This is a genomic window from Clostridium akagii DSM 12554, assembly GCF_000686725.1.
In the GTDB taxonomy this organism is placed as follows: Bacteria; Bacillota; Clostridia; order Clostridiales; family Clostridiaceae; genus Clostridium_I; species Clostridium_I akagii.
The window spans coordinates 35,779-57,433 of record NZ_JMLK01000012.1 but is presented as its reverse complement, the minus strand read 5'-3'; the positions used below and the strand labels follow the sequence as shown (position 1 = coordinate 57,433).

Sequence of the window (21,655 nt, the reverse complement as noted above, 5' to 3'; positions counted from 1 at the left end):
TAAAATATTAACATAATGTACTTATACGTTCGATGTGAGAAATAATAAATATAATTTACAGTAACTGGAATAAGTAGGGGAAATTGCTTTATGACCAGATCTGTAGTTAATGCATAGCAGAGGCTATTGCATAGATATTAATAATTAAAATATGAAATAACCTTTGCTCAATCCTAAAATGAAATTGTATTTAGGAGGAGCATACTAATGAGCTATATTAAAGCAACAGATGTGTTGCCACAAGCAAAAGTATACAGAAAATTATTTTCAGAATGAAAAAAGAAAATCAATAATGAAATGCGCCATAAAGCAAACGCTAGATGGCGCATTTTTGTTTCTGAAAAATGTATTAGGTTGATACATTGATGTAGCCAGTGATATCATTTAAATATAAGTTTAAGAAAGTGGTGAAGCCAATGGTAAAATAGCTAAATGATTCTCTAAATACTCTAAGCATATTATATGACAAAAATATAAATTAAAAGGAAGTTCTAAAATGTGTACAAGTTTTGCAGTATACGGTCAAGAAAAAATTATTTATGGTATGAATTTTGATACTGATGAAATTGATTTAAAACTGAAAGTCTTTTGTTATAATGATAAAAACATATTTTACTTTTCAGGCTTATTAGATAACATATACAGGGACATCGCTGGTTTTAATAGTGAGGGTCTTTTTATCTGTACTCAAGCAGTAGAATATAGTCCAGGTTTTAAATCAAGTTGTAACGAAAATGATTGGTTTGCTTTTGATATTTTTGATGAGGCGCTAAAGAAAACAAGAAAAACATCTGAATTTTGTGAAATTCTTAATAAAAGAGTAATCTCGTATCCTAGAAATCCATTATTCCCAGATTTAGGACTACATACTATTATCGCTGATAAAACTGGTAATGCATATATTCTGGAAGAAGGAATTGATACAAATATAATAAGTCGGATTAATAATGATTTTATTATTATGACTAATTTTCCAAATGGGAATTTCAAGGAAACAAATTATGATAAAGTATATGGTTGTGGTGCTGATAGATATATTTGTGCTCATGAATATATTGATAATAATATTAATAGCTTTGGTATAAATGAAGCTTTTGAAGTTTTAAGAAAAACTAGTCAGGATAATACTTTGTGTTCAATAGTATTTGAACCGTTAAAAGATGAAGTTTATATTAGTTTTAAAACAGATTTAAGTAAAAAATGGAAAATTTCAATGATCGAAAAAACAATTCAATCATTGGATGGACTTTTAAGCAACAATAAAATTCATTTTACAAATGGAGAAATATTTGTGAAGGATCTTATTAGCTTATATAAGTGAAAATCATTATAATAAAAAAGAGCAATTGATACTTTAATGAGTAATCCTCTATTGACTTGGGAAGAACAAAATGAACTATACAAGACGATAATTGAGTATATAGACTATAAGTATGTTGAAAATAGTTTGACCATTGAGATTAAGTTCAAATAAAAATTAGTGGCTATGTGCCTTACATAGTCACTTTTTGTTTGGGTATAATAAGGTTGTATCTTTATTTAAGGAGGTGATGCCCTATGACAACTAGCAAGATACCCAATAGATTAATAAATGAAAAAAGTCCGTATCTGTTACAACATGCATATAACCCTGTAGAATGGTTTCCTTGGTCTGAAGAAGCCTTTACAAAAGCAAAAACAGAAGATAAACCTATTTTCCTAAGTATTGGCTATTCCACTTGTCACTGGTGCCATGTAATGGAAAAAGAATCTTTTGAGGATCTTCAAGTTAGTAAAATATTAAATGATTTCTTTATATCAATAAAAGTTGACAGAGAAGAAAGACCAGACATCGATAATATATACATGTCCGTATGTCAGGCTATGACAGGAAGTGGAGGATGGCCTTTAACAATTATCATGACTCCAGATAAAAAACCATTTTTTACAGGAACCTATTTTCCAAAGCAAAGCAAACATGGTTACCCAGGTCTAATGGACATATTAAATAAAATAAGTGAAGCTTGGAAAAAAGATGCGATTAGTTTAATCGAATCCAGTGAAGATATAATTAAAGCTGTAAAACAATATTCTGAATTAAAACCTTTTGAGTTAAATAGTAAAGTAGTGGAACAATGCTACAAAAATCTAGTTAAGTCTTATGACCATTTATTTGGTGGTTTTGGATTAGCGCCTAAGTTTCCTACAGCACATAATATTAATTTTCTTTTAAGCTACTGGAAGTTATATGGCGAAGAGAATGCATTAGAAATGGCCAAAAGTTCTTTAATTAACATGTATAAAGGTGGAATATTTGATCATGTTGGATTTGGATTTTCAAGATATTCAGTTGAAAGAAATTGGTTAGTCCCACATTTTGAAAAAATGTTATATGATAATGCTCTTTTATCCTATGCATATCTGGAAACTTATGAGGCTACAAAAGATCCTTTATACAAAGAAGTAGCAGAAAAAATTTTTATTTATGTATTAAGAGATATGACTTCTAGGGATGGAGGCTTTTATTCTGCTGAAGATGCAGATTCTGAAGGAAAAGAAGGGGAGTTTTATATTTGGTCAAAGGAAGAGGTAGAAAAAGTATTAGGAAAAAAAGATGGAGAATTATATAGTAAATATTATAACATTACTCCAAAAGGTAATTTTGAAGGAAAGAATATTCCCAGTCTTATAAATACTGATATAAATGACAAAAACTATGGGGCTTTAAACATTAAGCTAGAAGAACTCCGCAGAAAATTATTCGACTATAGAGAAAAAAGAGTACATCCACTGAAGGATGACAAAATTTTAACTTCCTGGAATGGAATTATGATTGCTTCTTTAGCCTATGGGGGTAGGATTTTGGAAAATACCCAATATACTAAAGTTGCAGAAGAGGCTCTGGATTTTATATTTGGCAAATTACAAAATAATAATGGAAGACTTCTAGCTAGATATAGAGATGGTGAATCTTCATATTTGGGGTATTTAGATGATTATGCTTTTATTGTATGGGGCTTAATTGAATTGTATAGAACGACCTATGATTATAAGTATTTAGAAAAGGCACTAAATCTAAATGAGGAAATGATAAAATATTTTTGGGATGATGATAATGGTGGATTTTTCATGTCTTCATGGGATAGTGAAAAGTTAATTATAAGATCAAAAGATTCCTATGATGGTGCTATTCCTTCAGGAAATAGTGTCGCAGTAATGAATATGGTAAGACTTTTTAAAATAACTGGAGATGTAAAGTTGGAAAAAAATATAGATAAAATTTTCAAAACTTTTGGAAGTCTAGTTAAAAGTATGCCAGAGGCATATAGTAAAATGGTTACTGCTTTTTTATACAGTATAGTACCAGGAAAGCTTATAGTTATATCAGGAAAAAGTAATGAAGCAAATACTGAAAGTATGTTAAATATAGCTAATGAAAAATACTCACCGTTCTCCTCAATTATTTTTAATGATGGAAGTGAGAAAATTCACAAACTCATACCATTTATAACTGATCAGAATATGATAGATAATAAGGCAACAGCATATGTTTGTGAAAATTATACATGTAGAATACCTACAACAAGTATAGATGAATTAATAAAAATCTTATAAAACAACGGCTACAAAGACTTCCAATAAAAACAAAAATAAACTAGGTATATTAATTTACATAGTTTATTTTTGTTTAAAGGCATAAATCTAATTTAATATTATTTATGAGCCCATAAAAGATCCACCATTTACATGTAGTATTTGTCCGGTTACGTAGCTTGAATCTTCAGAGGCAAGATATACATATGTTGGCGCCAATTCAAAAGGTTGACCAGCTCTTTTCATAGGTGTATTTGCACCAAGAGTTGTAATTACTTCTGCTGAATAGCTGGCGGGTTGAAGTGGAGTCCAAATGGGACCAGGGGCAACACCATTAACTCGTATTCCTTTAGACACAAGAGAAAGAGCTAAGGATCGTGTAAAACTAACAATAGCACCTTTTGTGCTGGAATAATCCAAAAGAATTTTATTTCCTAGATAAGCGGTAACAGAGGTTGTATTTATGATTGTACTGCCACATTTCAAATGGGGCAGAGATGCTTTAGTAATATGAAACATTGGATACATATTTGTTCTAAAAGTATCATCGAGTTGCTGGGCTGATATGTCCTCAAGTTTATTTTGTGGAAACTGCACTCCTGAATTATTAACTAATATATCAATATGATTAAAAGCGGATAGAGTCCTTTTAACGGTTTCTATGCAGAATGATTCATCTCTAATGTCACCAGAAATTAAAATGCACTTTCTACCCAGGTTTTCTATTAAAGCTTTTGTTTCTCTAGCATCTTCGTGTTCATTAAGGTATGCAATAGCTATATTAGCGCCTTCTTTTGCAAAGGCTAGGGATACAGCCCTTCCAATTCCACTGTCGCCGCCAGTAATTAACGCAACTTTATTTTTTAATTTATTTGTACCAATATAGTTTGGATTATCAAAAATCGGTCTTGGCACCATTAGAGTTTCCAGGCCAGGTTGAACTGGTTGATGTTGAGCAGGAAAAGTTATTGGTATTTTTTTGCATTCTGTTTTGTAACCTAAATATTTATAATATAGAGTCAATTTAAATTCTCCTGAAAATGTTATCTACATAATAATATTATAAAAAATCAAATTATAGTACTGGATACTACACAAAAATCCAACCGCCGTATAATACATATATGAATACATACGACGGATTAAGAATTTGGCAAATATTCATTACATCATGATATTCTATATAGATCTATGCAATTTGAGTGATAACAAGATGTGCTGAAACTGGTCTCGTGCCTCCAGCTAGTGGAGTTATGGTAAGTGCCGTAGAGTTTCCAGCAGGATTTCTCACAGTGAGTAATGAATTTATTACTGTGGTTGTTACAACAGCGGTTTCTACTATAGCTGTAGTACCTGTTGATCGTCCAAGCACTGTATATGCAAGGTCAGCACCATTTAGAGTCAGAATCAGTTGACCTGCTTCGCTCACACTTACATTAAATAAGATTTGATAGGTGCCAATCGCAGATAAGTTAAATGTACTGGGACCAGTTCGTGTAATAATAGACCCACTAGTAGGACCGTCTTGTGGAAAGCTTACATCAGTACCTGGTGCAACTGTTGCCGCATTATCTGGAGGCATAAGTGCAAAAAAATCTGCGAAGCTTAATACTCCACCAGTTGCACCAGTAGCACCAGTGGCACCAACTGGACCTTGAGGGCCAGGAGCACCAGCAGGACCTTGAGGACCAGCAGGACCAGCAGCACCTTCAGGGCCAGCAGGACCAGCAGCACCTTCAGGCCCTTGAGGACCGGCGGCGCCAGCTATGCCTGCGGCACCTGTAGCACCAGTGGACCCAGTTGAACCAGTAGAGCCAGTAGGACCGGCAGGGCCAGTGGAGCCAGTAGGCCCGGCAACGCCAGCAGCACCTTCAGGACCAGCAGGGCCGGCAGCGCCTTCGGGACCTTGAGGTCCAATAGTGCCTTGAGGACCTTCAGGACCTTGAGGACCTTGAAGCCCGGCAGGACCAGCAGCACCTTCAGGGCCAGCAGGACCAGCAGCACCTTCGGGACCTTGAGGTCCAGCAGCTCCAGCTATGCCGGCAGCACCAGTGGTACCAGTAGCACCAGTGGCACCAGTAGAGCCAGTAGGACCGGCAGCACCAGCGGGACCAGTAGCACCAACAGCACCAGTATTTCCAGCAGGCCCAGTAATACCGGCAGGACCAGCAGCACCTTCAGGGCCAGCAGGTCCTGCTACGCCTTCAGGGCCTTGAGATCCAGGTGTGCCAGCGGGACCTTGAGGACCGGCAGGCCCAGGCGCACCTTCAGGACCGGCAGGGCCTGCAGCTCCTTCGGGACCCTGAGGTCCAGGAACACCAGCAGGACCTTGAGGACCCTGAGGCCCTTGAGGTCCTTGACAACCAATATCACAAAACCTACAGTTGTTGTGACTATTTACATGACATTCTTTAAATAAGTTGTTCTTATGACTATTTGAGCTATATTCGTCATATACTTCAGATGAATCATCATCATGGAAATTTGAGCTGCATTTGTCATGTAGTACAGATGAATCATCTTTATGCCAATATGAATAGAATTTTACGCCATTAAAGTAATAATTTCCATTCTTCATAAATATCCTCCTGATGTACTAGAATAAAGTTAAATATAGTATTAATATATTTAATCATTTACACTTCATTATATGAACTTTATAATATAAAGTTACATTATCCGTATGGCTTAATTGGAAGCAATATATTTTTGCCTGCTAATTTTGACATAATAGGGGAAAAAATAAAGTCAAAACTCCAAATTGTGAGTTTATTTTAATAAATACTCACTTATTTTTATATTTAGAATATAATGAACTACAACATTGTTTTGACTTATATCTAAGATAAAAAATTGAGGAGATTTGATTATATGGATGTTAATAATTTAAAATATAACCAAGCAGAACTTGAAATTGCTATAGATGGAGCCACAGGACCAACAGGACCCACAGGTCCAACAGGTCCAACAGGAGCAACTGGAAGAACAGGAGCCACAGGAGCAACTGGAGCTACTGGTGCAACAGGAGCAACTGGAACAACAGGAGCTACAGGAGCTACAGGATCTACTGGTGCCACTGGAAGAACAGGAGCAACTGGAGTAACCGGGCCAATAGGAATAACAGGATCTACTGGTCCAACTGGTATTTCTGGAGCAACAGGAGCAACTGGTGATACAGGTGCAATTGGAGCTACTGGTCCTGCAGGTAATGATGGAGTCACTGGACCAGTAGGAGCAACTGGAGCAACTGGTGCAACTGGTGCAATTGGAGCCACTGGAAGAACGGGTGCCACTGGGACTACAGGAGCAACTGGTCCAACTGGTGCAACAGGAGTTGTTGGAAATACTGGTATCACAGGACCAACAGGTGCCACAGGGCGTACAGGAGCTACTGGAGCCATAGGTTCAACGGGTCCAACAGGTACAACAGGATCTACAGGAGTTACTGGAGCCACTGGAGTAACAGGAGCAACAGGCCCAACTGGTGTAGGAACAACAGGAGCAACAGGTGCAACTGGCGTAGGAGCAACAGGCCCAACTGGTGCAGTGGGGGACACAGGAGCAACAGGCCCAACTGGTGCTATTGGTTCAACAGGCCCAACAGGTAGCACTGGTGTAGGCATCACAGGCCCAACTGGCGCAGTTGGAGATACAGGTTCAACAGGTCCAACTGGAAATACAGGAGCAACAGGCCCAACCGGAGTAGGTATAACGGGAGCAACGGGAGGTACAGGAGCTACAGGTGCTACTGGCACCACAGGAGCTACCGGAATAACGGGAGCAACAGGTGCAACTGGTGCAATAGGCACAACTGGAAATACAGGAGCTACTGGAGCCACCGGACAAGCTGGAGCCACCGGTCCAACAGGTACTACTGGAGCAACAGGTGCAACAGGTGCTACAGGTGTTGGTATAGGAATAACTGGACCAACAGGTGCTGTAGGAGATACAGGCGCTACAGGAGCAACTGGAACAACAGGAGCTACAGGAGCTACAGGCCCAACAGGAGGAACTGGAGGTACAGGCCCTGCAGGAGCAACTGGTTCAACTGGAGCAACAGGTCCAATTGGAGCAACAGGCCCAACGGGAGCAACTGGTTCAACTGGAGATATAGGACCCACTGGAGATACAGGAGCAACAGGCCCAACTGGTGCTATTGGAGCAACTGGACCAACAGGCACAACTGGAGCAACTGGAGATACAGGAGCAACTGGAGATATAGGAGATACAGGAGCTACAGGTCCAACAGGCCCAACAGGAGCTACTGGAATAACAGGAGCAACAGGAGCTACTGGTGTTGGAATCACAGGCCCAACAGGAGCAACAGGAGCAACTGGCGCTACCGGCGCAACTGGAGCAACAGGAGCAACTGGAATTGGAATAACAGGAGCAACAGGAGCAACTGGAGATATAGGAGATACAGGAGCAACCGGTCCAACTGGAGACACAGGAGCTACTGGAGCTACTGGAGCTACTGGTCTTACCGGAGACACAGGAGCAACTGGAGCTACTGGAGACACAGGAGCAACAGGAGCAACTGGAGCTACTGGAGCAACAGGAGCTACTGGTGCAGGGAGTACTCTAGCATCAACTCAACTAAGTAGTTCAATAGCGCTTCCAATAGGCACGGAAGTATCAGTTTTAACAATTCCTATAACAACTGTTGCAGGTCAGAGTTTGAAATTAGATTCAATGTCAGAAGTTGAGTTAACATCAGGGAATGCGTCTCCAAATCAATACACCATAACCTATAGCCTATTCCTTGATGGAACATCAATTAGTTCTATAACAGTGGAAAAAGAGCAGGATAATGTGCCTTTAGCTACACGTACTCTTTCTGAAATTCCAAATTTAACGTGGGTGGATAGTCCTTCAGCCGCTGCTCACACTTATGAAATTCGTATAACAGTTACAGCAACTAATATTGCAAGTGCAGTAGCACTCACTAGAGCTTTAAATATAGTACAATTCTAATTAATTATGAATAAAGAAATTGCCAAATATAGCATGCATATATTTGGCAATTTCTATTTTTTAAACGTATATATGTCATAACTTAAGAATTTAGCATAGTATATACTATGTTGAATTTTGGAGTGATTTATATGATAACTATTAGTTTGTGTATGATTGTAAAAAATGAAGATGATGTAATAGGAAGATGCCTTGATTGCGTTAAAGATATTGCTGATGAAATAATCGTAGTAGATACAGGATCAACGGACAACACAAAAGAAATTGTTAAAACCTTTACTGATAAGATGTATGATTTTAAATGGATTGATGACTTTTCTGCAGCAAGAAATTATGCGTATTCAATGGCAAAAATGGATTATATTCTTTGGCTGGATGCAGATGACATTATTCTTGAAGACGACAGAAAAAAATTAATACAACTTAAAGCCAATTTAAATAAAAAAGTAGATATTGTAATGATGAAATATAATGTAGGTTTCGATAAAAATGGGAATATTACTCTATCATATTTCAGGGAAAGATTGTCCAAAAGAATAAACAACTATAAATGGATGGAGCCAATTCATGAGTATTTAGAAATTAATGGTAACATTATTAATTCAGATATTTGTATAACTCATAAAAAAGAACATCCAGCAATAAAGGGGAGAAACTTAGCTATTTATGAGCAATTAATAGCTAATGGCAAGAAACTTACAACTAGAGGGCTTAATTATTATGCTAGAGAATTGTATTATAATGGTGAGTACGATAAAGCAATAGAATACTTTAATAAATTTTTAGATACAGAAAGAGGATGGATAGAAGATAATATAAGCGCTTGTTTTAATCTTTCAAAATGTTATGCATATAAAAATGATAATAAGAGAATGTTAAAATCATTATTAAGAAGTTTTGAATACGATACCCCTAGAGCTGAAATCTGTTGCGAAATTGGTCACTATTACTTTGAAATGAAAAATTATAAAAAAGCTATTTTTTGGTATAAATTAGTTTCTCAATTAGAAGAACCAAAAGATAGTTGGGGATTCATATCTCATGATTATTGGGGATATATACCTAGCATACAGTTGTGTGTTTGTTATGATAGGATTGGTAACAGAGATGCGGCTATAGAATATAATAATAAAGCCGAAAAGTATAAAAAAAATGATTATTCGGTAAATTATAATAGGAAATATTTTGAAAATACCAGTAAATAATGCTGGTATTTCGCATTCAAGAGCAGATTGTTAAATAAATCTTTACATTAGTTTACATATAAAATATTATGTAAACTAAATGCAATTGTAAACCATTAATCCTCGTAACTTTTAAATGATTAAAAGACTTAAACATAATAATCTGGGCATACTAAATTAAAAAATATGGAAAGGATGATTTAAAATGACTAATACAATAACATATCCTAAGACTGTTCCCGCTGAAAAACAGGATAAACAGCCAGGTTTGGAAAAACTTATGAATCCAAAACCTATATATGAGGATGCAGAATACAAAGGAACAGGAAAACTTAAAAATAAAGTAGCTGTTATAACAGGAGGTGACAGTGGAATAGGAAAAGCGGTGGCCATAGCTTACGCAAAAGAAGGTGCTAGAATAGCAATAATATATTTAGATGAACATGAAGATGCTAATGAAACTAAAAAAATTATAGAGACAAATGGAGCCGAATGTTTACTTATCCATGGAGACATAGGTGATGAAGAATTTTGCAAGGAATCCGTAAAAAAAATTATTAACCAATATAATGCAATAGATATATTGGTTAATAATGCTGGTGAACAACACCCTCAAAATAGTGTAGAAGATATAACAAAAGAACAATTAGAGAGAACATTTAAAACAAACATATTTGCCATGTTTTATTTAACAAAATATGTATTACCATACTTAAAAGATGGCAGTAGTATTATAAACACTTCATCAGTTACAGCATATAAGGGAAATAAAACATTAATAGACTATTCATCAACTAAAGGTGCCATAGTATCTTTTACTAGGTCAATGGCATTATCAGTGGCTAGCAGAAATATAAGAGTTAATGCGGTTGCTCCAGGACCTATATGGACACCACTAATACCTTCATCATTCAGCGCTGAAGATGTTGGAAAATTTGGATTAAATACAACGTTAGGTAGACCAGGTCAGCCAGTTGAACTAGCTCCTTGTTATGTTTTTTTAGCTGAGGATGGTTCATCTTATATTTCAGGTGAGACTATCCATATAAATGGTGGAGAAATCATAAATAGTTAAAAATATATTTCATACTTAAAATAATGCTGGCATAAGGCTTTCACTTATTTACATTGATATTTGCATATCTGATAAATAATTTTATTACGAAATATTATTTGAAAACTTGTCGATACTGTATAATAATAAGAGAATATATTATTATTATTTTAAATGAGGTGTCACGATTGGTTAATAAAGCATTAAATGCATTACAAGAGTATTTTGGATATAAAGAATTCCGTAGTTCTCAAAATTCTATAATAAACAGCATACTTTCTGGAAAGGATACGTTAGCTGTTATGCCTACAGGTGGAGGTAAATCAATTTGTTATCAGATTCCAGCACTTTTATTTGATGGAATTACTATTGTTATATCGCCACTTATATCTCTTATGAAGGATCAGGTAGACAATATTAAATCTTTAGGAATAAGTGCAGACTATATAAATAGTTCACTTACATATAAACAAACTCAGGAAGTAATTGAAAATTTAAATACAGATCAGATAAAATTACTTTACTTAGCACCGGAAAGACTACAATCCCCTGAATTCTGCGAACTTATTAGGAGATTAAATATATCTCAAATAGCTGTAGATGAAGCACATTGCGTATCACAATGGGGACATGACTTTAGAACAAGCTATAGGTATATAAGTCAATTTATAAGAGAACTTCCCAAAAGGCCAATAATTACTGGATTTACGGCAACCGCTACTGAGGAAGTTCGTAAAGATATAGTTAGATCAATAGAACTCAAAAACCCTGAAATTTATATATCAAGCTTTGACAGAGAAAATCTAAAAATCAATGTATTGAAAATAGGAGATAGACTCGGGTATACATTAAACTATGTAAATGAAAATAAAGATCAATCTGGAATAATATATGTGTCAACTAGAAAAGAAGCAGACAATATTTATGAAAAATTAACTGAAAATAATATATCAGTAACTAGATATCATGCAGGATTATCAGACAAAGAAAGAAAAAAAAATCAAGAGGATTTTGTATATGATAGGGTTAATGTTATGGTAGCTACTAATGCATTTGGAATGGGAATAGACAAATCAAATGTACGTTTTGTAATTCACTATAATATGCCTAAAAATATTGAAGGATACTATCAAGAAATAGGAAGAGCAGGACGTGATGGTGAACTAAGTGAATGTATTTTATTGTTTGCACCACAGGATATTATAACTCAAAAATATTTAATAGAAGTTGGAACTCAGCAGCCTGAAAGAAGAGTAAGTGACTATAAAAAGCTACAGACTATGATAGATTTTGTTCATCATAATGGATGCCTTAGAAAATACATATTAAACTATTTTGGTGAAGAAACGGATTATGATGATTGTGCTAATTGTAGTAGTTGTTTAAGTGAGGGAGAATTAACTGATAAAACTGTAGAAGCACAAAAAGTTTTGTCATGTATTTATAGGATGAAAAGAGATTTTGGAGTTAATACTATTGTGGACGTATTAAGAGGTTCTGCACAAAAGAAAATATTGCAGTATAAATTTAATGAACTTTCTACTTATGGAATAATGAAAAATTATAATAAAAAAGATTTAGCGGATTTTATAAATACACTGATATCCCATAATTTTATAGCTTTAAAAGAAGGTGAATATCCAACTGTTATACTCAGCAATAATTCCATGAAGGTTTTAAAGGGGCAAGAAAAGGTTGTTTTCAAGGAAGTAATTAAGGTTAAAAAGATCTCTGAGAATAATGAGCTTTTTGAAATACTAAGAACTTTACGTAAACAAATGGCAACGGATGCTGGAGTACCACCATATTTCATTTTCCCTGATAATACATTAAAGGAAATGAGTCTTAGGTATCCATTAAATAAAGAACAATTATTTGAGATATCTGGTGTAGGTCAAGTAAAATACGATAAATACGGAGAAGAATTTTTGGGGGTAATAAATGATTATGTGATAAAAAACAATATTGAAGTGAATTGGATTGAAAAATCAGAATCTAAAGTTAAAGTCACTCGTACAACTAAAACTACAAGTAATAAAGAGAAAACTCATGAGAAAACTATAAATATGATAAAGGAAGGTAAAGGCATAAAAGAAATTGCCAAAACCAGAAGCCTTACAATTAACACCATATTATCTCATATAGAAAAGTATTTTAAAGAGGGAAATGTAGATATATTAGAAATTAATTTTGATGAATTTTTCACAGCAGAAGAGGAAAAAGAGATCATTTTAATAGCTGATGAATTTGGGGTTGAAAGTATAGGTTTAATAAAGGCTAAGGTATCGCAAAAAATATCCTATGACGCAATAAGATCGGTTATAATAAAAAATTATGGTATAAACAAAATTTAATATTAATTGTTAATTTTAGGTTATATTTCAATATTAATTTGAATAATTAATATTGGGAGTGATATTATGAGAAAGATAATTAGGACAGCCAATTGTCCGAAATGTGGATCAGTAAAATTAAAAATATTATCAGGCAATGGTAAGATAGATTACTTTTGCAATGAATGTAAGATGAATATTAAGACTATTTCATGTGAAAAATTCACATCAATTAGTAGCAAGTGCAAACAATGTGGTAATGATATTTTCAAGGTTAAAATTCAAGAAAAAAATGGGGAGGAATTATGGAATCCGTTTTGTTGTAAGTGTAATGGACAAGCTAGTTTAATATGTATAGATAATCAGGGGAATGAATTTAATATAAATAAAAGAGAAGTTATAGAAATATTAAGCTCAATGAACTTATTTGAATCAAAACTGCTAAAATTAGAGAGTAGCGTTTATGACTTTAATAAAAAAGTTGAGAAATTAAAAAAAAAGGTGGAATTAACTTATGAGTATAGATTTAAGTAAATCAATTATGGATGTTATTAAATATAGAACATCAATAAGAACCTATGATAATAAACCATTATCAGAAGATATTAAAGCCAAGTTACAAAATCGTATGGATAATGTTAGTGGACCATTTAATGAAAAAGTTAGGTTTGAAATAATTGATAAATTTGATAAAAGCAATGAGAATATTAAACTTGGTACATATGGTGTAATAAAAGGTGTTAGTTCATTTATTGTAACGTCTATAGAAAAAAATGATGAGGCATTAGAACAGCTTGGCTATATTTTAGAAAATATTGTATTATATGCGACTTCTATTGGCGTAGGTACAGTATGGCTTGGAGGAACCTTTAATAAAGGTGAATTTGCTAAAGTTATTGATAGTAAGGACAATGAAATAATGCCAATTGTTTTACCTATTGGTATACCTGCGGAAAAAAGGAGTTTCACTGAAAAAATGATGAGGCTTGTTTCTGGTGGGAAAAACAGAAAAATATTTAACGATATAGTTTTTAGTGAGGACTTTACTAAAAAACTTGATGAGTCAAAAGCTGGAGAATATGCTAAACCATTAGAAATGGTAAGACTAGCTCCATCAGCTTCAAATAAACAACCTTGGAGAATAGTAGTGGACAATAGTGGTTTTCACTTTTTTCTAAATCATACAAAAGGATATAATTCTATGGGGTTTGACATGGAAAAAATTGATATGGGTATTGCTATGTATCATTTTGAAGCTTCAGCAAAAGAATTAAATTTAAGTGGACATTGGTCAAAAGAGTTTAAGCACATTAAAAATACTCCCAAAGATACAGAATTCATAATCAGTTGGCTTAAGGAATAACATGTAGAATAATATATATTTGTTAATTAAAAATGAAGGTGACACAAAATAATCATAAGATTTTTTGTGTCACCTTCATTTTATGATAAAATCGTTATAGGCATCTTCAAAATACAATAAACTAGTATACTAGTTTGCATCTTTAATTAATTATTTACTTGCAGATGCATTATAAAGATATTCTCATAAAATGCATCTTAGTTGCCCATTCTTTTTCATAAGGGATATTAAGCATATTTGGAGTGTGCTGCGACACAAGAGGATAAGAATAATAAAAAGAAGTAATTGTTGCAGAGTGAGCTATCTTACCGTTGATGTTTTCATAGAAAATAATATCCCCAGCTTCAAGTAAAGCTAAAGATGATACCTCTGAAGCTTTTACACCATACAAATTATTTATACCATTGGTTTTTAAGTGCCAATAAAGTGCACCTGCTACAGCCCAAGAAATGGACCAACCTTTATTGTTATACCACCAGGGATTTTTATCTAAAAAAACCATAGGTGCACCTCCGGCGAGTAAACATTGAGACGTGAAATTTGTACAATCACCTCCATTATCGTCATATACAGGTATATATTTAAAGGCAGGATTTGGGATTTTAGCATAATTTTTAGCATACTTCACGGCTTTTACTTTAGAATATGATGAACTTGTTATATGATTCATAATTCCCTCGTAAAATTATTTACTGTATATTTTATGTTATCTAGGCTAAAAGTTTTAATCTAATTTTAATATATTTTATTTATGTTATCTTTAATATAAAATCTCCAAAGCAAATCTTTATATTCCTCTGCATAATCGATGCCAATTCTCTTAGTAGATACTATTTCGAAATCTCTAAAATTATAATCAGCTATATAAAAATTATTATTAACACACATATCATTTTTATTTAAGGATTTATCTATGGTCATTGCAATACAAAGTTTTCCAGGGCCATTGGTCAAGTTTTTTACTTGAAGTTTTGTAAGTTTATCATAGGTGGTGTTAAATCTATTAACTGCCATTTCATCAAATCCTTCTAAAGGTTCTAATGCCCTTATTAATACGCCTTCAGGTATATCCTCTTTACGCGTAATAACGTTAAAACAATAATACATACCATAAATAAGATAAATATATGAAATACCCGCCTTACCATACATAACTTCTACTCTAGGTGTTCTTTTTCCACCAAAGGAATGTGCAGCTTTGTCTTCAAGACCTAAATAGGCTTCTGTCTCGACTATTTTACCAGCAAGTTTTAATCCATGAATTTCGTGTACTAAAACTTTTCCTAGTAGCTCTTTAGCTACTGTTATCGTATTTCTTTGAAAAAATTCCCTATTAATCTTATTCATTTGTCAATACCTTCTTTTGTGTTTGAATTTATAATAAGTTTATTTGATTTCTACCTTTAATTTCTATTATGTCACCGTTAACAGTAATACATGCTAATTTTGAAGATGGATTATACATCATGGAATTGAAATGAAACTATGAAATTTTGTAAAAGAGTAATTAATATAAATATAAGGAATATAGTAATTAAAGTTAAATTTATATGTTAAGGAGGAATTTTTATGGAAAGTAATATTGGAAAAAGAAAACTCAGTTTTTGGAGCAAGGCAATATTCAGTGTTCAAGGAATAAAACATTATAAAGATGTTTTAAAAGACACAGCTGGAAAGTCAATAATATATTTGTTATTATTATCATTACTACTAGGTGCAGTGGGCTCTTTAAGAGGCGCTATTGACACCAATAATGGAATTTCTCAATTTATAAAAATATATAATGACAAATGCCCTGATTTTGAACTTAAAGATGGACAATTAAGTGTAACAGGAGATATGCCTCTGGTTTTATCTAAAGATAATAATTATTATTTTGTTATAGATACAACTAATAACACTAGTACTGATGTTTTAAATTCTTATGATAGAGGTATTTTAATATTAAAAGATAAATTGATTGAAAAACAAAGTGGAGCACAGACTCAAATTTTTGATTTTAAGTCATTGCAAGGTTCAACTATTAATAAAAAGCAGGTAAATGTATATCTACCTCTAATAAAGCTAGTTATACCATTCATTTTTATTGGAAACATTATTTGGTACTTTTTAGGTGGACTCCTAAGTGCTTTATTTTTAGCTTTATTGGCCCTAATAATTAATGGAGTTTTTAAAACAAATTTAAAATATGGTCAGTTGTATAGCATAAGTATTTATGCATTAACTACGCCACTAATAATTGACACTATTTTAAAAATTATAAGTATTGAACATTTTAGCTATTATTGGCTAGCATATCATATTATTGGTTTTGGTTATATATGTTTTGCACTAAATAAAATTAAAAATTCTAATACTGGTACTAATCTTAGGCAATTATAAAGATAATTATTGCAACTTAACAAAAATATAATCATAAATTAACTCCAGTAAATTACAAATCCTATTTATTTAGAATATTATAAAAGTATAAGGGAGGTGTAATACGGTGAGAGTTGCTTTGTTTACTGATACTTTTTTGCCACAAGTAAATGGCGTTACTAATACTTTATCAAAGCTTATTGAGTATTATAAATCAAAGAATATAGAGTATCTTGTTTTTGCACCAGACAGCTATTTAGAGTTAAATAAAAATTATAATGTTGAAAAATTTGTAAGTATTAAATTTTTTTTATATCCTGAATGTAGGTTATCACTACCCAATATTTTCAGATTAAGGAATTCACTTTTGAAGTTCAAACCTGATATTATTCATATAATGACAGAACTTAATATGGGTATAGCAGGACTCACCTATGGGAAAAAATTAGGTATACCAACTATATCAAGTTATACTACAAACTTTGTTCAATATCTAAAATATTATAATTTAGATATGTTCCAAAATGCTTTATGGAATTATATGCGTTGGTTTCATAATCAAAATGAAATCACGTTATGTCCATCCATGGAAACTAAAAAACTCCTTATTAGCCATGGGATAAACAATACTGGTATTTTTTCAAGAGGTATAGATATTAACAATTTCAATGACAAATTTAGAAGCATTGAGTTAAGAAAACAATTAGGAATACATGATAAAATAGTTTTGCTTTATGTTGGAAGAGTAGCAAAAGAAAAAGACATCAATATTTTACAAGAGGGATATGCAAAAATATTAAATAGGTACAAAGATAAAGTAGCACTCATCATTACTGGAAATGGACCGGAACTTGAAGTATATAAAAAAAGTTTTCCAAAAGGGACCATATTCACAGGTTATAAAATAGGTAGCGAACTTGCAAAAATTTATGCCTCTAGTGATATATTTGTGTTTCCCTCACGCACAGAAACCTTTGGGAATGTTGTATTAGAAGCAATGGCATCAGGACTTACAGTAATAGCAGCCAATGCAGGAGGGGTGAAAGATACCGTAGATAATGGGATTAATGGAATGTTATTTAAACCTGGAGACGCAGAGGATTTAGCAAATTTAATCATTGAAATTATAGAGGATAAAAGTCTAATGAATAATATAAAACATAATGCTACAAAAACTGTTTTAGAAAGATCCTGGGATTGCATATTCCAAAATCTTATTAAAACTTATGAGAATATTATATTAAGTAAAAAATGTAAGCAAAGTATAATTTCTTAAATTTCATATAAAACTTGTAGATAGAAATCATATTCATCAAAATGCTGTCTATAAGTTTTTCTATTTTTTTGTTGACAAATCTTCTAATGTGATTTATGATGTTGTTAGGGAAAACCTAACAAACTTATGAGGTGATCTTTTGGATATCAATAAAAAGCTCTACGAGACTTATAGTGGACTTATGGAAATTAAGGGTGAGTGCTCATGTAAACTAATTGATGAGTTGAACATGTCGGAATTAACCCTTCGTCAAATTGAATATATAAAAAAATTTGACCAATATGATTGTGTTACCACTAGCAAATTGGCAAAGGATTTAGACTTATCTAAACCATCTGTTACTGAAATGATAAAGAAATTTATTAAACTAGAATGTATATACAAGCAAAAATGTAATGAAGACGGAAGAGTTTACTATCTTCACCTTACAAGTAAGGGAAAAGGTATTGCGAGATTTGAACAATTAGCTGTCAAGAGAGTAGTGGATAGAATAATAGAAAGTCTTGATGAACAAGAAATCGATGACTTGATAACACTATTATCAAAAATAAAATAAAAAAATGAATTTTTTTTAAAAATATAGTTAGTTAGAAGAAAACTAACTATACCCAATCTAAAATAATTTGGAGATGATTATCGTGAAAGAACTAAATGTTAAAAGAGAATTATCCTTAGTTGTTATACCAAATACAGTACTATTACCTGGAAAAAGTACAACTATAAAAATTAGCAAAGAAATTGGAAATCAATTTTATAAAAGAATTGTACAAGATGATTTTTATGGAGTTGCATTAGCACTTAAAGAAGGCCATGATGGTAGCCTATATGGAGAAGATGATTTTTATCATGTTGGAACATTAATTAAGATTGATGATACCAAAGTATTAAGTGATGGTTATGAATTTGTTATAGATGTAATTGAAAGAGTTGAAGTAAAAGCATTTATCCCAGATGCTACAGACTACAAAATATCTTATGATTTTATATCCGACATAATAGATTTGGATAAAGGAAATCAAAAAGAAATGATTAATTATATAAAAACTTTAGTAGCTGAAATTAGCCAAAATTTTAGAGGCTCAGAAACTTATGTGGAATATATAAATAAATTAGATGATATTACAGATATTATTTCTTACCTATTTCCATTTATGAATTTGTCTTTTGAAGACAGACAAGCCTTCTTAGAGATTAGATCATTGAGAAGAAAGAGTCTTAGATTTTTAGATATTTTAATCGAGCAAAAAGAATCTATTAAATTTCAGATGGAGATTGCTACAAAGTTTAATGAGAAGGTCAATAAAAACTACAGAGAAAATATGTTGAGGCAACAACTTAAATCTATTCAAGAAGAATTGGATGAAACAGAAGGAACCACATCAAAAAAGAAAAAAGATTACAAAGAATTAATTGAAGCAGCCGGCATGCCTGAAGATGTTAAGGAAGTTGCACTGGATGAACTTAATAAATTAGAAAGGCAAGGTGCAAATAGCTCAGAAGGAAATGTTATAGAAAATTATCTTGACCTACTAACGGATTTACCTTGGGGCGAAAGTAAAGTTAAAGATGTAGACATAGAAGCTTCAAGAAAATTATTAGATACCCAGCACTATGGGCTTGAAAAGGTTAAAAATCGTATTATTCAACATTTAACAGTAATGAAATTAAAACAGAACAAACAAGGATCCATTTTATTATTAGTAGGACCTCCAGGAACTGGTAAAACAAGCTTAGGTAAGAGTATTGCTGAGGCCTTAGGACGTAAATACGTGAGGATTAGTCTTGGTGGAGTAAGAGATGAAGCTGAAATAAGGGGACATAGAAGAACTTATATTGGTGCATTACCAGGGAGAATCATCCAAGGTATTAAGCGTGCAGGTGAAAAAAACCCAGTATTTATTTTAGATGAAATTGATAAATTGATGACATCTGGAAATGGAGATCCAGCCAGTGCACTTTTAGAAGTCTTAGATTCTGAACAAAACAATACATTTTCAGATCACTATTTGGATGTGCCTTATGATTTATCAGAAGTGTTTTTTATAGCAACAGCAAATTCATTAGGTGATATTCCAGGACCATTAAGAGATCGTATGGAAGTTATAGATATAAGTAGCTATACAAGCTATGAAAAATTTCATATAGCAAAAGAGCATTTAGTAACTTCTGTATTTGAAGAAAATGGTCTAAATAATGATCAACTTCAAATTGAAGATGAAGCTTTAAAAACAATAATTGAAAAATACACTAGAGAAGCGGGTGTAAGAGGGGTTAAAAGACAACTTGCAACAGTTGCAAGAGTAGCTGCTGAAAAGATAGTTCTAGCTCAAGTTGATCTACCTTATGTAATTAAGGATAATATGTTATTAGATATTTTAGGACAAGAACTTGCTTCCCATGATAAAGTAGGTAAAAATAATGCTCCAGGGGTTGTTACCGGACTTGCATGGACACCAGTTGGTGGAGAAATATTATTCATTGAAGGTGCACTTATGCCAGGAACTGGACAATTGATACTTACAGGCCAACTTGGAGATGTAATGAAAGAATCAGCTAAAATTGCTCAGAGTCTTATTCGTTCAAGACTAGCTTTAAATTTAAAATATATTGAATTTAATAAAAATGATTTACACATTCACGTACCAGCAGGGGCTATACCAAAGGATGGACCATCTGCAGGAGTATCATTGTTTACAACAATTGCATCATTAGTAACAGGGCGTAAGGTTGATCCTAAAATGGCAATGACAGGTGAAATTTCATTAAGAGGAGCAGTACTTCCTGTAGGCGGAATTAAAGAAAAAGTACTTGCAGCTCATCGCTCAGGAATTAAACGTGTAATTTTGCCAAAGGATAATGAAAAAGACATATTGGATATACCTAAAGATGTGAGAAATGATTTGCAATTTATACTTGTTGAAACTATTGAAGATGTACTAAAAGAAACTATTGGCATAAAATTGCCCAAAGCAGATGTTCTTGAAATGGTAACAAGTACTGCTAGTGGAGCAAATGTATAAATTTAAATTATATTGAAATAAAAGTGTAAAGCCTTCCTGCATTTAAGGCTTTACACTTTTTATTTATAATTTAAACAAGGGATAATCCAGTGTAATATAATACTTCTCAATATAACCATTTATAAATTAGACATATTAGAGACAATAAAATATAATTTATTACCTTTAATTATAATAAAGCTTGCTTATTTATAATGTATTATATATAATGATTACATGATATAAAACATGTTTGAAATAATTAATTAAAAGAAAGGAAAACAAATATGACAGATATGGACCTTAACGAAACTGAAATTATGACGGTCAGTGAAGTGGCTGCGTATTTAAAGATTAGTGAAGTAACTACATATAAATTAGTTCAACAAGGTAAAATCCCAGCTTTTAAAATTGGACGTCACTGGAGAGTAAAGAGAAGTGATCTTGGTGAGTTTATAGAACAGTTAAAGCATGGTGAGAGATTATAATTTTTCCCAGCTGTCTTAATTAGTTTTTCTAGTTCTAGATGATAACTATG

The 21,655-nt window shown here is 32.8% G+C and carries 17 protein-coding genes; 13 read left to right on the top strand and 4 right to left on the bottom strand.

Annotated features, from left to right (window positions below):
- The first annotated feature begins 496 nt into the window (after positions 1-496).
- Together BR66_RS0106950 and BR66_RS0106945 are read left to right on the top strand one after the other, a co-directional pair.
- Positions 497-1,321, top strand: coding sequence for a C45 family peptidase (locus tag BR66_RS0106950; RefSeq protein WP_026882265.1), 825 nt, complete (start codon positions 497-499; stop codon positions 1,319-1,321).
- 236 nt (positions 1,322-1,557) lie between these two features.
- On the top strand, positions 1,558-3,594 hold the full coding sequence (locus BR66_RS0106945; protein ID WP_026882264.1) for a thioredoxin domain-containing protein: 2,037 nt from the start codon (positions 1,558-1,560) through the stop codon (positions 3,592-3,594).
- A 102-nt stretch (positions 3,595-3,696) separates the two neighbouring features.
- On the opposite strand, the gene BR66_RS0106940 is transcribed toward BR66_RS0106945, so the two are convergent.
- A complete protein-coding gene (locus tag BR66_RS0106940) occupies positions 3,697-4,596 on the bottom strand; it encodes an SDR family oxidoreductase (RefSeq protein ID WP_026882263.1) in 900 nt (299 codons plus the stop codon).
- Between the two features lie 166 nt (positions 4,597-4,762).
- Positions 4,763-6,151, bottom strand: a complete 1,389-nt coding sequence (locus BR66_RS26605) for a collagen-like domain-containing protein (RefSeq protein ID WP_084156385.1) — start codon at positions 6,149-6,151, stop codon at positions 4,763-4,765.
- 293 nt (positions 6,152-6,444) lie between these two features.
- Here BR66_RS26605 and BR66_RS23330 point away from each other — a divergent pair, with 293 nt between their 5' ends.
- The 6 genes from BR66_RS23330 (at position 6,445) to BR66_RS0106905 (ending at position 14,481) form a co-directional block, all read left to right on the top strand.
- On the top strand, positions 6,445-8,547 hold the full coding sequence (locus tag BR66_RS23330) for a collagen-like protein (RefSeq protein WP_084156383.1): 2,103 nt from the start codon (positions 6,445-6,447) through the stop codon (positions 8,545-8,547).
- Positions 8,548-8,678: 131 nt separating this feature from the next.
- Positions 8,679-9,752, top strand: a complete 1,074-nt coding sequence (locus tag BR66_RS0106925) for a tetratricopeptide repeat-containing glycosyltransferase family 2 protein (RefSeq protein ID WP_026882261.1) — start codon at positions 8,679-8,681, stop codon at positions 9,750-9,752.
- 184 nt (positions 9,753-9,936) lie between these two features.
- Complete coding sequence (locus tag BR66_RS0106920) at positions 9,937-10,806, top strand: SDR family oxidoreductase (RefSeq protein ID WP_026882260.1); 870 nt, start codon at positions 9,937-9,939, stop codon at positions 10,804-10,806.
- Between the two features lie 167 nt (positions 10,807-10,973).
- Positions 10,974-13,139: a DNA helicase RecQ gene (recQ, locus tag BR66_RS0106915; protein ID WP_026882259.1), complete on the top strand. Its 2,166-nt coding sequence runs from the start codon at positions 10,974-10,976 to the stop codon at positions 13,137-13,139.
- A gap of 66 nt (positions 13,140-13,205) precedes the next feature.
- Positions 13,206-13,652, top strand: a complete 447-nt coding sequence (locus BR66_RS0106910) for a hypothetical protein (RefSeq protein ID WP_026882258.1) — start codon at positions 13,206-13,208, stop codon at positions 13,650-13,652.
- Positions 13,633-14,481, top strand: a complete 849-nt coding sequence (locus BR66_RS0106905; RefSeq protein WP_026882257.1) for a nitroreductase family protein — start codon at positions 13,633-13,635, stop codon at positions 14,479-14,481. Before BR66_RS0106910 ends, BR66_RS0106905 begins: the two co-directional genes overlap by 20 nt.
- Before the next feature lie 169 nt (positions 14,482-14,650).
- On the opposite strand, the gene BR66_RS0106900 is transcribed toward BR66_RS0106905, so the two are convergent.
- The gene (locus tag BR66_RS0106900; RefSeq protein WP_026882256.1) at positions 14,651-15,151 is read right to left on the bottom strand and encodes an amidase domain-containing protein; all 501 of its coding nucleotides are present in this window, start codon (positions 15,149-15,151) and stop codon (positions 14,651-14,653) included.
- A 65-nt stretch (positions 15,152-15,216) separates the two neighbouring features.
- Positions 15,217-15,828, bottom strand: a complete 612-nt coding sequence (locus tag BR66_RS0106895; protein ID WP_026882255.1) for a DNA-3-methyladenine glycosylase — start codon at positions 15,826-15,828, stop codon at positions 15,217-15,219.
- A gap of 222 nt (positions 15,829-16,050) precedes the next feature.
- Between BR66_RS0106895 and BR66_RS0106890 the strand changes: the two genes are divergently transcribed.
- From BR66_RS0106890 to BR66_RS0106870, 5 genes are all read left to right on the top strand, one after another.
- Complete coding sequence (locus tag BR66_RS0106890; protein ID WP_026882254.1) at positions 16,051-16,863, top strand: DUF1189 domain-containing protein; 813 nt, start codon at positions 16,051-16,053, stop codon at positions 16,861-16,863.
- Between the two features lie 106 nt (positions 16,864-16,969).
- On the top strand, positions 16,970-18,118 hold the full coding sequence (locus tag BR66_RS0106885; RefSeq protein ID WP_026882253.1) for a glycosyltransferase family 4 protein: 1,149 nt from the start codon (positions 16,970-16,972) through the stop codon (positions 18,116-18,118).
- Positions 18,119-18,257: 139 nt separating this feature from the next.
- Positions 18,258-18,674, top strand: coding sequence for a MarR family winged helix-turn-helix transcriptional regulator (locus tag BR66_RS0106880; protein WP_026882252.1), 417 nt, complete (start codon positions 18,258-18,260; stop codon positions 18,672-18,674).
- Positions 18,675-18,756: 82 nt separating this feature from the next.
- Complete coding sequence (lon, locus tag BR66_RS0106875; RefSeq protein ID WP_026882251.1) at positions 18,757-21,138, top strand: endopeptidase La; 2,382 nt, start codon at positions 18,757-18,759, stop codon at positions 21,136-21,138.
- A 266-nt stretch (positions 21,139-21,404) separates the two neighbouring features.
- The gene (locus tag BR66_RS0106870) at positions 21,405-21,605 is read left to right on the top strand and encodes a helix-turn-helix domain-containing protein (protein WP_207641239.1); all 201 of its coding nucleotides are present in this window, start codon (positions 21,405-21,407) and stop codon (positions 21,603-21,605) included.
- The last annotated feature ends 50 nt before the right edge of the window (positions 21,606-21,655 follow it).

Coding starts and splice junctions, on each gene's coding strand:
- BR66_RS0106950 (WP_026882265.1), top strand. CDS start 497: ATGTGTACAAGTTTTGCAGTATACGGTCAAGAAAAAATTATTTATGGT.
- BR66_RS0106910 (WP_026882258.1), top strand. CDS start 13,206: ATGAGAAAGATAATTAGGACAGCCAATTGTCCGAAATGTGGATCAGTA.
- BR66_RS26605 (WP_084156385.1), bottom strand. CDS start 6,151: ATGAAGAATGGAAATTATTACTTTAATGGCGTAAAATTCTATTCATAT.
- BR66_RS0106900 (WP_026882256.1), bottom strand. CDS start 15,151: ATGAATCATATAACAAGTTCATCATATTCTAAAGTAAAAGCCGTGAAG.
- BR66_RS0106925 (WP_026882261.1), top strand. CDS start 8,679: ATGATAACTATTAGTTTGTGTATGATTGTAAAAAATGAAGATGATGTA.
- BR66_RS0106870 (WP_207641239.1), top strand. CDS start 21,405: ATGACAGATATGGACCTTAACGAAACTGAAATTATGACGGTCAGTGAA.
- BR66_RS0106945 (WP_026882264.1), top strand. CDS start 1,558: ATGACAACTAGCAAGATACCCAATAGATTAATAAATGAAAAAAGTCCG.
- BR66_RS0106905 (WP_026882257.1), top strand. CDS start 13,633: ATGAGTATAGATTTAAGTAAATCAATTATGGATGTTATTAAATATAGA.
- BR66_RS23330 (WP_084156383.1), top strand. CDS start 6,445: ATGGATGTTAATAATTTAAAATATAACCAAGCAGAACTTGAAATTGCT.
- BR66_RS0106920 (WP_026882260.1), top strand. CDS start 9,937: ATGACTAATACAATAACATATCCTAAGACTGTTCCCGCTGAAAAACAG.
- BR66_RS0106895 (WP_026882255.1), bottom strand. CDS start 15,828: ATGAATAAGATTAATAGGGAATTTTTTCAAAGAAATACGATAACAGTA.
- BR66_RS0106890 (WP_026882254.1), top strand. CDS start 16,051: ATGGAAAGTAATATTGGAAAAAGAAAACTCAGTTTTTGGAGCAAGGCA.